Origin of the sequence: Pseudoruminococcus massiliensis (assembly GCF_900291955.1) — a bacterium.
GTDB classification, from domain to species: Bacteria; Bacillota; Clostridia; order Oscillospirales; family Acutalibacteraceae; genus Pseudoruminococcus; species Pseudoruminococcus massiliensis.
The window spans coordinates 41,234-52,570 of sequence record NZ_OLMR01000011.1 but is presented as its reverse complement, the minus strand read 5'-3'; the positions used below and the strand labels follow the sequence as shown (position 1 = coordinate 52,570).

The following is an 11,337-nucleotide window of genomic DNA, read 5'->3' as shown; positions in this document are numbered from 1 at the left end:
GTTAAGCTCAGTAGTGCCGAAGATACTTGATTGGTGACGATCTGGAAAAATAGGAAGACGCCAACACAAGCGAAACACCCAATAGGGTGTTTTGCTGTTATTCCTCCATAGCTCAGTCGGTAGAGCGAGTGTACACAAATATACCCAACATTATCTCTTAGTTTGAGGAAAGGCTTCGACCAAAAGTTGTTGCCGAAAACTTAATATGATCCTCCATAGCTCAGTCGGTAGAGCGCATGACTGTTAATCATGATGTCACTGGTTCGAGCCCAGTTGGGGGAGCCACAACGAGGCTCATAGTATATTCTATGAGCCTTTGTTTTTATTAAGTTTTCGGCTTACAGAATTAATCTATTTTGGCAAGCCGGAAAGGAAAGGATATGGAACAGAATATGACTGATAAGCAATTCGATGTTCTTATGAACTCAATTATTCAGATTGTTAAAGATTCTGATTCTAAAGATGATGCTGTTGAAAAACTGCAGAATCTAATCAAAGAACAGAAGAACTGACATCTTTCTCGCTTAATTTAATACAATCAAACATATGAGTCAATCACTATATTATGATATATAGTAATTGGCTCTTTTTTATTGCAATCGTTTTAATTTAGATTAAGACGGTTGCTTTTTTTATTTTACAAAGAAAGGAAGATTTTAATGTACTTTACAGACACACCTGAACTTAGAAAGTTTGAGCGACAAATGAAACAAAAGCCTAACTTTGATAAGCGAAATGATTACTTTTCTGAGATTGAAAGTAGTCATAAAAGAAAAGACATCAAATCTGGTGACAACAAAAAATTTAATAACGGAGGTTAGACATATGAAAACAAAAATCAGAAGTCCTACTTAAATTCAACAAGATTACGAATTCAATTATGGAGGTAATAAACTTGAATAAATTTGATAGAAAGCGCAGAATTGCTGAAAGCGTTAAGCAGATGTATCCACCCGGTATACGAATTGAGCTTATCTGTATGAATGACCCATATTCTCCTGTACCATCCGGTACAAGAGGTACAGTTCGAGCCGTAGATGATATGGGTACGATTTTTCCTGATTGGGACAACGGTCGTTCCCTCGGAGTTGTTCCCGGCGAAGATGTATTCAGGAAACTTTCCCAGGAAGAAATTGAAGCTGAAAGCCAATCCTCATTAGTAGTTGAAGAAAAAACGCTTGATGAAGATAATGAAATGATTATGAAACAGTGAGGTGAATATAAAATAAATCTTCACAGGAATGAAGATTTATGGCAATTAAATTTTTTGATATGTTTGCCGGTATAGGCGGTTTCCGTTCCGGACTTGAAGCAATTGACGGTTTTGAATGCATAGGATATTGCGAAATCGACAAGTATGCAAAGCAGGCATATGAAGCAATGTATGATACAGGAGGCGAACTTTACTTTGAAGATGCAAGAAAAATTATACCCGAACAGTTACCCCATATCGACCTTATTACGGGAGGATTTCCTTGTCAGTCTTTTTCAATTGCAGGACAAAGGAAAGGATTTGAAGATACCAGAGGAACGCTGTTTTTTGAGATTGCAAGAATTGCTTCCGTTAAAAGACCTAAGTTTCTGTTCCTTGAAAATGTACCCGGACTCCTTAGTCATAACAAAGGCAGGACATTTAAAACAATCCTCAGTTCGTTGGAAGAATTGGGGTATGATGTCGTATGGCAAGTGCTTAACAGCAAAAATTTCGGAGTTCCACAATCAAGAAAAAGATTGTATCTTATCGGATTTCATAGAGAAAAATGTGCCGGACAAGTATTATCTTTCACGCAGACAAATTCTAAAACTACTGTACAAAGATACCCGGGCAAAGAAGGTGACCGCATATATTCCTCAGAAGGAACAAGTATTACATTAACAAGTAATGCCGGTGGCTTTGGTGGCAGAACAGGTCTGTATAGCATAGAGGAATTTGGACTGCCAATAAAAGTAAATACCAAGGACGGATACTAAATTGCCTATCCCGGTGACAACATAGATATCGGTTATTCAGAAAATAACACAAGACGAGGTAGAGTAGGTCATAAAGTTGCTCATACTCTTACAACCTCATCAACACAGGCATATTACTTTATTGATATGAACCCTGACCCTAAAATGACCGAAATTGCAAGGTGTATTACAGCTCGTCACGCATCTGACATCAGCAACAGAAAAGGAGAACATTCTGCTGTGTTCATAGAAGATTACAACCTTACAGATGATGAGGAACATCCCCTTGTTGTATTCGTGGATAAGGAAAAGAAAATTCATATCGGCAGAATAAGAAAACTGATTCCGAGAGAGTGTTGGAGATTACAAGGCTTTACGGGCGAGCAGTTTGATAAAGTCCTTGCAACAGGAATGTTAGATTCACAGCTATACAAACAAGCCGGAAATGCTGTTACAGTGAATGTAATATCAGAAATAGGAAAGATAATTAAACAGGTCAACGAAAACAGTAAAGCAGAATAAAAATAACAACTGATATCAATCGTTCCAAACGACTGATATTGGTTTTCAGATATAAGCCGTTGGTTGAGTTAAAAACTTAATCAACGGCTTTTGTTGTTTCGGGGCGATTGATATTGCCACAGGAGGTGGATAATATCAAAACACCCGTAACATGGGTAGGTAATAAGACTTCAATATTACCTATTATTTATCAGGTTATTCCATTGGAATACTACCGATATGTTGAACCTTTTGGTGGTTCAGGTGCAGTAATGCTTGGTAAATCAAAGCCGGACAAATTTGAGGTTTACAACGATTATAATCAAGACCTTGTAAATTTGTTTCATTGCATAAAGGAAAGACCCATGGCTTTTTTAAAAGAACTTGGGTTCTATCCTCTTAATTCAAGGGATGATTTTAATGTACTCAAAGACTTTTTTAAGCACAAAAATTTTAGAAACGACTTTATTGACGAGGAAACAGAATTTACTAAAATAATATTACCTGAACCTCAAGCTAAAGAAATTATAGAGCTATTTAGTAAATCTGCTACGGATTATGATATTCGCAGAGCAGTTATGTTTCTAAAATTACTGCGATACAGTTATTCAAGCAGTGGAAAATCTTTTGCATGTCAACCCTTTTCTATACGAAATCTATTTAGGTTGATAGAAGATGTAAGTGTGAGAATGTCAAATGTTGTAATTGAAAATCAGGACTTTCAAACGCTGATAAACCATTATGACAGAAAAGATACTTTCTTTTATTGTGATCCTCCCTACATTAAAACTGAACACTTTTATTCTTGTGGTTTTAATTGGGATGACCATTTGCGACTTCGTGATACTCTTTTCGGAATCAAAGGGAAATTCCTGCTTTCATATAACGATTGTGAAGAAAGCAGAAATTTGTATAAAGGATGTTACTTTTTGAGGTTTACGAGAGTTCACAGTATGGCTCAAAAGTATAAACCGGGAGAGGAATTCCACGAAATTTTAATATCAAATTATGATATGCGTGAGCGTGAACGGTCAAAGCCGTATCAACTCAACTTTTTTGATACAAACCAAACAAGAGAAGTGAATAAAATTATAAAGGAGAATGTTGTTTACCATGGAAAATAGAGTATATATCAGCATACCGCTTGATTCATTAATTGTATCAGGCATCATATCAGGTTCGATTATCAAGATTACAGCCGCAGATGGCTTAATTATTCTTGAAAGATGCAAAGATGAAGTATGTGACTGCGACTGCATCTGTGATGAGTGCAGAGAAACCATGAATTTGAAGGAAGTGAGGATGAATAACGATGAAATTGTATAGATTTCTCGGAAAGCGAGGACGAATCACAATTCCATATGAAATCAGAAAGTATATCGGACTCAGGCACAATGATGTATTGTCGTTTACAAAACTTGATGACGATTCGGTAGTTGTGCGTAAAGAGAAAATCTGCGATAACTGTAATGAATATTTAGATGAGTTTGAGGGCAATTTTGAAGAAAATATCACCCTTGAAGATTTCCTCGACAGCCTGTCTGAAGAAGAACAGAGGGATGCACTTGTGCATCTTTCCCTGTTGTGGGCTGAAAAGCAGAAACACTAAATTGGAGGTAAATTTAATAATGGCACAGAATACAAATTTCAAAGGAAACAAAAACAACAATCAGAAAAAGAAACTGCCATATATCAAGGTGAAAATTGACAAGATCATAAGTCTTGAAGAAAGCAAAACAAAAGCCTTTGCCAGCGTTACAATCGGTGGTGCTGTAGTTGTTCACGGCGTAAGAATTATGAATTCAACAAAGGGTCTGTTTGTTGCTATGCCTACAAATGTATATGTTGATTATAACGGTGAAAAACATTTCAACGAGATTGCCCACCCAATTTCCAAAGAAGCCAGGACTTTACTAAACAACAAGGTTATGGAAGCATATCATCAGTCACTCGACGAACAGCAGGCAGAATCAGAAACTGAGAATATGTCGGAAGATGAATCGGAAAACTTTTTGCAGAGTATGTAGTAAAATTCTCTGGACATTTCAAAATCTTTGGATATACTTGTCGCTTGAAAGGAAGGCGATAGTATGAAAAAGAAAATCGCAATTATGCTGACTTTAATTTTAGCGGCAGGAACATTCACAGCTTGTACAGCAGAAGAAAAAGTAAATAACGATATTAAGGCATCCGTAGTTTCAAAAACTGCGGATGTTTCTGTATCTGAAACAACTTCTGTAATCAGTACAACAAGTCAGATTGCAACTACCACAACAGCAGAAACCACGGTAAAACCCACAGTATCGCAGGAAACAGAATCTTCGGAAACGGATATCAAACCCCAAGAAAAAGTCGACAGTGGGCAAAATTCGGCGATTGTTTCAGCAACTGAACCAATTCAAACAAAGCAGGATTCAATACCAAAAGTTACGGAGCAGAAAACCGAAGCAACCAAAGAAAAACATGCTCAAAAAGCAACAGAGAAACCAACCGAAAAGCCGACAAATAAGCCTGCACCCACGCAAACACAACCACCCACAGAGAAGAACAGTGTTGATGTAACTTCTGCTGTAAATTCAGCCATAAGCTACGGCAAACAGCTGGGTATGGAATATGACAGTTCTCTTAACACAGGCAACGCAAGTTGGTTCTCACCGACAAACGCATCATACTATGATGATACACAAAGTTTGATTGCAGACTGTTATGCCGATATAGAGTATGTGGCATACTACTACAAACATGACGGAATAGTTCCAAGTGAGCTGTCATTTAATGTAGTAGCAGAAAGCAACAAAATATATGTGGTCTATTGTTAGTCGGGTGTTCCGACAGACAATTTTTTCAGCACTCACTTAATTGTGGGTGCTATTTTTATGTGAAAGGAAAATGTAAATGACAATTAAAAACATTACAACAAACGACTTAAGAAAGATGAATAACAAGGAAGGACTAATCCTCCAAGGTTGCGGAGGTGAAGTAAAGGAATGGGTTGACGGTATAAATGATATTCTCACAGAAAACGGAATACTTCTTGATGACACAAAATTCGATGATGTGTCTGTGTTTCAAAATGAGGGCGTTACCTGCATTCTCTATCCCTTTGATAATGTTCACCTTGATGTGGTCAAACTGTCAATGTGGCGATTGCAGTCATATACAGCCTTTGCCGGAACTTGGCTTTCCGACTATGTGGATAACAAGCTGGGCGGTTTTGAACCTGAGCAGAACAAAGCTGAAAAGGTCAAACCCGACTGCAAATTGGTAGGTCAGGACGGCAATATTTTCAATCTGATGGGAATTGCAAGTCATACCTTAAAGCAAAACGGTATGGCAGATGAGGCAAAAGAAATGTGCGGTCGTGTTACAAAATCAGGCAGTTACTGCGAGGCGCTGAGCATTATCGGTGAGTATGTAAATATCACAGACAGCAGTGAGCAGTCCGACGATATAGATGAAAATTATGATGAAAGGCAGATGATGAACTTATGATTGATTAAAAACAGAATAAACATCAATCGGGGCAAGGGTAAAATCTTGCCCCATATTTTTTATGAAAGGATTTTTAATATGACGAACTTAATCAAAAACAAGAAATTTACAAGAATAACGGCAATACTATTTGTTGTTCTCATCGCATTTAGCACAATGTTTACTCTCCCTGTAAGTGCGGCAAGCGGTGACAAAGCAACAATTACATTTGATTACTGTTACGACACAGCAGGGAACATTATCAGATATCAGCAGACCACGACCGACAACGGTTACACGGTCGGAACTCCCGGCGAAGAACTGTGCAAGATTTTTGCAGACGGAAAGGAAGCCTACTGCATTGAACCCGGGCACAGTTTGTTTGCAGGCAATTCCTTGACGGAGAACGGTTCGACTGTGTGGAAAAATTTAGGTACTGCAAAGCAAAAGGCGATTAACCTTGCTCTGCTGTATGGTAAACCCGGTTCGGGAAAGAATTTAAGCGGTACAGAAGATCAGAAATGGATTGCAACGCAGCTCATTGTTTGGGAGTTTGTGTCAGGTTGCAGAAGTACAAATGACGGTTACAAATGCACCAACACAAAATATATAGACGGCATTTGTGCAGACGGTGCAAACCCAGGTGTTAAGTCGGTTTACAATGCAATTTCAAAAAGCCTTGCAAACTATTCAACTGTTCCAAGCTTTGCATCAGCAATCGCATCAAAGGCAGAAACCTATGAAATGAAGTATAGTGATAGAAAATATTCTGTTACACTTACTGACAGCAACAAAATTCTTGATGAGTTTACTTTCAAAACAACAAACGGAATTACAGCCACAAAATCAGGAAATAAATTGATACTAACCTCAACTTCAGCAGTAAATGATGCATTAACCTTTAACTCTGAAAAGTTGATGCCGGATGTGGGCAAAACTGTGCTTGTTCCGTATGGAGATGCGAGTTTGCAGGATGTAATCACGGGTGTTGAAAATGATGCAGACCCGATAAGAGCATATTTTAAAGTAAAGACAAGCTCTGGTAATCTGAAACTTGTTAAAACCTCAGAGGACGGAAATGTTGCAAATATTGAGTTTACAGTTAAGGGAGAAAACTTTAACAAGACCGTAAAAACAAACTCAAAGGGCGAATTTGAATTAACCGACCTTGTTCCCGGTACTTACACAGTAACCGAAAACACAGAGGGAAAATATGCAAAACAGAACAGTAAAACTGTTAAGGTGGAGTCAGGCAAAACTGCCACAGTTTCATTTGCAAATATCCTTAAAAAGTGGAGTTTGACTGTCACCAAAACCGATGCCGAAACGAAAACAGCACAGGGAAACGCAACACTTGCAGGTGCAGTTTACGGCATCTACAATAACGGAAAACTTGTTGATAAATACACCACAGACAAAAACGGAAGTTTCACAACCTCATACTATGTATGCGGAGATAACTGGACTTTGAAAGAAATTGAGCCGAGCGAGGGTTATCTGCTCGATGAAACCGAATATCATATAGGTGCGGAAGCGAAAAATTATACAGTCGAAAACAACTCAATTTCAATGGGTGTTACCGAAGACATTACAAAGGGAAAAATCTCTATAATCAAGCATACCGATGATGGAAGTACAAAAATAGAAACTCCCGAAAAGGGTGCAGAATTTCAGGTGTATCTCAAGTCGTCGGGCAGTTACAGTAAAGCAAAAGAAACGGAAAGAGATACACTTCTATGTGATGAATACGGCTTTGCAGAAACTAAAGATTTACCATACGGCACATACACTGTTCATCAGACAAAAGGTTGGGACGGAACGGAGTTCATAAAGGACTTTGATGTGTTCATAAACGAAAACGGCAAGACCTATAAATATCTAATTAACAACGCAGGTCTTGAAAGTTATGTAAAGATAGTAAAGATGGATTCTGAAACAGGCAAGCAGATTCCATATGCAGGCGCAGGCTTTCAGATTTACAATCCAAAGGGCGAGCTTGTAACTATGAAATATACTTACCCAACTGTTACAAAGATTGATACTTTCTATACAAATGAAGAAGGCTGTCTTATCACACCTGAACCTCTACCGTATGGAAAAGGATATTCCATAGTAGAGGTTCAGGCTCCATACGGATATATCCTTGACAGCACTCCTGTGTATTTTGACATTACAACAGAAAACACAAGCGAAGAAAACGGCGTTACAATCGTAAAAACAGAGAAGAAAAACACACCGCAGAAAGGTACGATTACAGTTGAAAAGACAGGCGAGATTTTCTCAAATGTAACTTCATCAGGTGAAGAAGTGGTAATCTATCAGCCGGAACACTCTGTCAGAGGTTTAGCAAAAGCTGTATTTGAAATCTACGCTGATGAGGACATTACAACTCCGGACGGTACAGTAAGAGTGAAAAAGGATACACTTGTTGCAACCCTGAAAACAAACGAAAAAGGCACAGCAACAAGTAACGAACTGTATCTCGGTAAATATCGTGTTGTAGAAACCGTCGCTTCTAACGGAACTGTTCTGAACAAGACAGTAAATCATATTGAACTCACCTATGCAGGACAGAACGAAAAGGTGACAAACACATCAACTTCATTTGTAAACGAAAGACAGAAGGCGGAAATCGACCTTTTAAAAGTGCTTGAAAAGGATGAAACTTTTGGTATCGGTAATGGCGATGAAATAAAAAGTGTTTCTTTCGGACTTTATGCCGATGAGGATATTAAAGCATCAAACGGTACGGTTATTCCAAAAGACGGACTTGTTGAAATCATCACTTGTGATGAGAACGGTAAGGCAACTTTTGCAACAGATCTTCCGTTTGGCGGTTACTATGTTAAGGAAATAAAAACGGACATTCATTATATTCTCTCTGATGAGAAATATCCCGTTGTGTTTGAATACGTAGGGCAGAATATTGCAACTGTAAATATTACAGTAAACAACGGAGAACCAATTAGAAATGAATTTGCTTACGGAACAATCAAAGGCTTGAAGATTGACCGTGAAACAGGCGAAAATATTAGTGGTGCGTTGTTCGGTTTATTTAGCACTGATGAAACAGAGTTTACGGAAGAAAACTCAATCCTCACAGCAAAATCAGATGAGAACGGTGTGTTTGAATTTTTCAATATTCCTTACGGTCAGTATACTGTATGTGAATTAAAGCCTGCCGAGGGTTATCTGCCAAACGCTGAAACCTATTCTGTAACTGTATCAAAGAATGAAGAAGTAATTGAAATCACAGTAGAAAACGATAAAATCCCCGAACTGAAAACCACGGCAACCGTTGGTGGTGAAAAGGAAGTCACAGCAGGAGAAACAGTTACCATTGATGATATTGTAAGTTTCAAACATCTTGTGCCTAACAAGGAAAACACCTTAAAAGGTGTTTTAATGGATAAGAAAACAGGAAAGCCGTTTGTAGTTGACGATGAAGAAATTACCTCTGAAGCAACATTCACTCCCGAAACATCAAACGGTGAAGTAACTGTGTCTTTCACCTTTGACGGCTCTGCTGTTACAAAAGAAACCGATATTGTCGTCTTTGAATCTCTGTACAGTGAAGATGTAGAAATTGCCACACACACAGATATTGATGACGAGAATCAGACCGTTACAATTCACCCACAGCCTGAACCTGAAAAGCCACAGACGGGCGATAACTCAAATATCGGCTTTTGGATTGGACTTGGCGCAGTAGCCTTGGGGGGACTTGTATCTGTTGTAATTATCAAAATCAAAAAGAAAGACGAGGATGATGAATAATGCGAAGGGCATATATATGTTCACCACTGAGTGGCAACATTTCCGGAAACATTGAAAACGCAAAACGATATGCCCGATATATATTTAAGTGCGGTATGGCTCCTGTCATACCGCATTTTTACGCCCTTGTTCTAAATGATGAAATTCCCGATGAAAGAAAACTCGGTATGCAGGCAGGTCTCTCTCTGCTGTGGGTATGTGATGAAGTATGGGTGTTCGGTGATGAAATAACCGAGGGTATGAAAAAGGAAATTATCTTTGCCGAGAAGCTTAATATCAAGGTGAAATATATATCGGAAAAGGAATTGAAGAAAACGGAGGTTATCTAAATGAAAGTAAAAAGTAATAGAATAAAACTTTTAAAGATTTTTCTGACTGTTGCCGTTGTTGCTGCTTTGTTTGCAATATCGGCAGTAACGGTATTCGCCGCAGGTGATGTTTCAAGTGCAATCGAAAGCACTTGGACGGCGGCTCAAACACAAATCAAAAATGTAGTTAATAATGTAGTATTCCCTGCTGTGGATATGATTCTTGCAATTCTGTTCTTTGTCAAACTTGCAACAGCGTATATGGACTATCGCAAACACGGTCAGTTTGAATTTACTGCACCTGCAATCCTTTTCGGTTGTCTTGTATTTTCGTTGACCGCTCCTCTGTATATCTGGACAGTACTGGGATAGAAAAGAGGGAATTAAATGTTTGATTGGTTAGGAGATTTTATCGGAGGAATAGGCGATGCTATCGGCAGTACATTTGACTTTCTCGGTGAACAAATCTCAAACGCAATATGGAACACAATGCTTCAGTGGTTTTATGAAACCATTTACAATGCCGTGGCTGACTTCTTCACAATGATGGGCAATATGGGTGCAGATATTTTCGACCTTGAATGGGTTCAGGCAACAATCAATTTATTTACCCTGTTCGGCTGGGGTTTGTTTGTTGCAGGCACGGTAGTTGCCGTATTTGATGTAGCAATAGAATACCAAAACGGCAGGGCCAACATTAAGACAACTGCAATCAATGTTCTAAAAGGCTTCTTTGCCTGTTCTCTTTTTGGTGTTGTGCCTGTGGAACTGTACAAATTCTGTATCAGCCTGCAAAACACATTTTCAAAGGATCTGTCATCTATAATGGCAGGACAGCAAAGCCTCAATTTGTCGGGACAAAGTACAAGTGTTTTAGAAGGCTGTTTTGCAGTATCAACACAGACAACATTTGGGTTACTGAATCTGTTATGTATGATAGCCTTTGCTTATTGCGTTATTAAGATCTTTTTCGCAAATATAAAGAGAGGCGGAATACTTTTGATTCAAATGGTGGTAGGTTCACTGTATATGTTCAGTGTTCCCAGAGGATATACAGACGGTTTTAATCAGTGGATGAAACAGATTGCTGCCCTTTGTCTTACAGCCTTTTTGCAGACAACTCTGTTGTTCCTCGGTTTGCTCACATTTCCCGACAATATGTTGTTGGGGTTAGGCATTATGCTGTCGGCAAACGAAGTACCGAGAATAGCACAGCAGTTTGGTCTTGATTCATCTGTAAAGGTGAATATGACAAGCATTGTTCACGCAACTACAACAGCAGTAAACCTAACAAAAAGTGTAGCGAGAGCTACGAAATGAGGAGAATTAA

General features: G+C 38.6%; 15 protein-coding genes and 1 tRNA gene. All 16 read left to right on the top strand.

The genetic code is table 11. The features are described 5' to 3' along the window. The first annotated feature begins 209 nt into the window (after positions 1-209). The 16 genes from C9914_RS10850 to C9914_RS10790 all read left to right on the top strand — a co-directional run bounded on the left by C9914_RS10850 (position 210) and on the right by C9914_RS10790 (position 11,327). Positions 210-285 (top strand) — tRNA-Asn (locus tag C9914_RS10850). A 95-nt stretch (positions 286-380) separates the two neighbouring features. Further along, positions 381-512, top strand: a complete 132-nt coding sequence (locus C9914_RS11920) for a hypothetical protein (protein WP_276329548.1) — start codon at positions 381-383, stop codon at positions 510-512. Positions 513-659: 147 nt separating this feature from the next. Beyond that, complete coding sequence (locus C9914_RS11555) at positions 660-821, top strand: hypothetical protein (protein ID WP_158707407.1); 162 nt, start codon at positions 660-662, stop codon at positions 819-821. A gap of 74 nt (positions 822-895) precedes the next feature. Beyond that, positions 896-1,213 (top strand): DUF4314 domain-containing protein, encoded by a 318-nt coding sequence (locus C9914_RS10845; protein ID WP_242972121.1) that lies wholly within the window; start codon positions 896-898, stop codon positions 1,211-1,213. Positions 1,214-1,251: 38 nt separating this feature from the next. Then, complete coding sequence (locus tag C9914_RS11950) at positions 1,252-1,971, top strand: DNA cytosine methyltransferase (RefSeq protein WP_306373313.1); 720 nt, start codon at positions 1,252-1,254, stop codon at positions 1,969-1,971. A 126-nt stretch (positions 1,972-2,097) separates the two neighbouring features. After that, positions 2,098-2,472 carry a DNA cytosine methyltransferase gene (locus tag C9914_RS11945; RefSeq protein WP_306373312.1) on the top strand — a complete coding sequence of 125 codons (375 nt, stop codon included), beginning with the start codon at positions 2,098-2,100 and terminating at the stop codon, positions 2,470-2,472. Between the two features lie 113 nt (positions 2,473-2,585). Further along, positions 2,586-3,575, top strand: coding sequence for a DNA adenine methylase (locus C9914_RS10835; protein WP_242972120.1), 990 nt, complete (start codon positions 2,586-2,588; stop codon positions 3,573-3,575). After that, entirely contained in the window at positions 3,565-3,777 is a 213-nt protein-coding gene (locus tag C9914_RS10830; protein ID WP_106765370.1) for a hypothetical protein, read from the top strand. Before C9914_RS10835 ends, C9914_RS10830 begins: the two co-directional genes overlap by 11 nt. After that, on the top strand, positions 3,764-4,060 hold the full coding sequence (locus tag C9914_RS10825; protein ID WP_242972119.1) for an AbrB/MazE/SpoVT family DNA-binding domain-containing protein: 297 nt from the start codon (positions 3,764-3,766) through the stop codon (positions 4,058-4,060). The genes C9914_RS10830 and C9914_RS10825 overlap by 14 nt, the downstream gene beginning before the upstream one ends. Positions 4,061-4,079: 19 nt before the next feature. Continuing rightward, positions 4,080-4,478 carry a SpoVG family protein gene (locus C9914_RS10820; RefSeq protein ID WP_158707406.1) on the top strand — a complete coding sequence of 133 codons (399 nt, stop codon included), beginning with the start codon at positions 4,080-4,082 and terminating at the stop codon, positions 4,476-4,478. A gap of 63 nt (positions 4,479-4,541) precedes the next feature. Then, a complete protein-coding gene (locus tag C9914_RS10815) occupies positions 4,542-5,270 on the top strand; it encodes a RodZ family helix-turn-helix domain-containing protein (protein ID WP_106765365.1) in 729 nt (242 codons plus the stop codon). Positions 5,271-5,346: 76 nt separating this feature from the next. After that, positions 5,347-5,943, top strand: a complete 597-nt coding sequence (locus tag C9914_RS10810) for a hypothetical protein (RefSeq protein WP_106765363.1) — start codon at positions 5,347-5,349, stop codon at positions 5,941-5,943. 78 nt (positions 5,944-6,021) lie between these two features. Continuing rightward, positions 6,022-9,699, top strand: coding sequence for a SpaA isopeptide-forming pilin-related protein (locus C9914_RS10805; protein WP_106765362.1), 3,678 nt, complete (start codon positions 6,022-6,024; stop codon positions 9,697-9,699). Beyond that, positions 9,699-10,028 (top strand): DUF7768 domain-containing protein, encoded by a 330-nt coding sequence (locus C9914_RS10800; protein ID WP_106765360.1) that lies wholly within the window; start codon positions 9,699-9,701, stop codon positions 10,026-10,028. Before C9914_RS10805 ends, C9914_RS10800 begins: the two co-directional genes overlap by 1 nt. Next, a complete protein-coding gene (locus tag C9914_RS10795) occupies positions 10,029-10,379 on the top strand; it encodes a DUF3852 domain-containing protein (protein ID WP_106765358.1) in 351 nt (116 codons plus the stop codon). It abuts the gene before it with no gap. Positions 10,380-10,394: 15 nt separating this feature from the next. Further along, positions 10,395-11,327, top strand: coding sequence for a conjugal transfer protein TrbL family protein (locus tag C9914_RS10790; protein WP_242972118.1), 933 nt, complete (start codon positions 10,395-10,397; stop codon positions 11,325-11,327). Positions 11,328-11,337 lie beyond the last annotated feature (10 nt).

Coding starts and splice junctions, on each gene's coding strand:
- C9914_RS10810 (WP_106765363.1), top strand. CDS start 5,347: ATGACAATTAAAAACATTACAACAAACGACTTAAGAAAGATGAATAAC.
- C9914_RS10795 (WP_106765358.1), top strand. CDS start 10,029: ATGAAAGTAAAAAGTAATAGAATAAAACTTTTAAAGATTTTTCTGACT.
- C9914_RS10800 (WP_106765360.1), top strand. CDS start 9,699: ATGCGAAGGGCATATATATGTTCACCACTGAGTGGCAACATTTCCGGA.
- C9914_RS10830 (WP_106765370.1), top strand. CDS start 3,565: ATGGAAAATAGAGTATATATCAGCATACCGCTTGATTCATTAATTGTA.
- C9914_RS11920 (WP_276329548.1), top strand. CDS start 381: ATGGAACAGAATATGACTGATAAGCAATTCGATGTTCTTATGAACTCA.
- C9914_RS10820 (WP_158707406.1), top strand. CDS start 4,080: ATGGCACAGAATACAAATTTCAAAGGAAACAAAAACAACAATCAGAAA.
- C9914_RS11945 (WP_306373312.1), top strand. CDS start 2,098: ATGAACCCTGACCCTAAAATGACCGAAATTGCAAGGTGTATTACAGCT.
- C9914_RS10815 (WP_106765365.1), top strand. CDS start 4,542: ATGAAAAAGAAAATCGCAATTATGCTGACTTTAATTTTAGCGGCAGGA.
- C9914_RS11555 (WP_158707407.1), top strand. CDS start 660: ATGTACTTTACAGACACACCTGAACTTAGAAAGTTTGAGCGACAAATG.
- C9914_RS10790 (WP_242972118.1), top strand. CDS start 10,395: ATGTTTGATTGGTTAGGAGATTTTATCGGAGGAATAGGCGATGCTATC.
- C9914_RS11950 (WP_306373313.1), top strand. CDS start 1,252: ATGGCAATTAAATTTTTTGATATGTTTGCCGGTATAGGCGGTTTCCGT.
- C9914_RS10825 (WP_242972119.1), top strand. CDS start 3,764: ATGAAATTGTATAGATTTCTCGGAAAGCGAGGACGAATCACAATTCCA.
- C9914_RS10805 (WP_106765362.1), top strand. CDS start 6,022: ATGACGAACTTAATCAAAAACAAGAAATTTACAAGAATAACGGCAATA.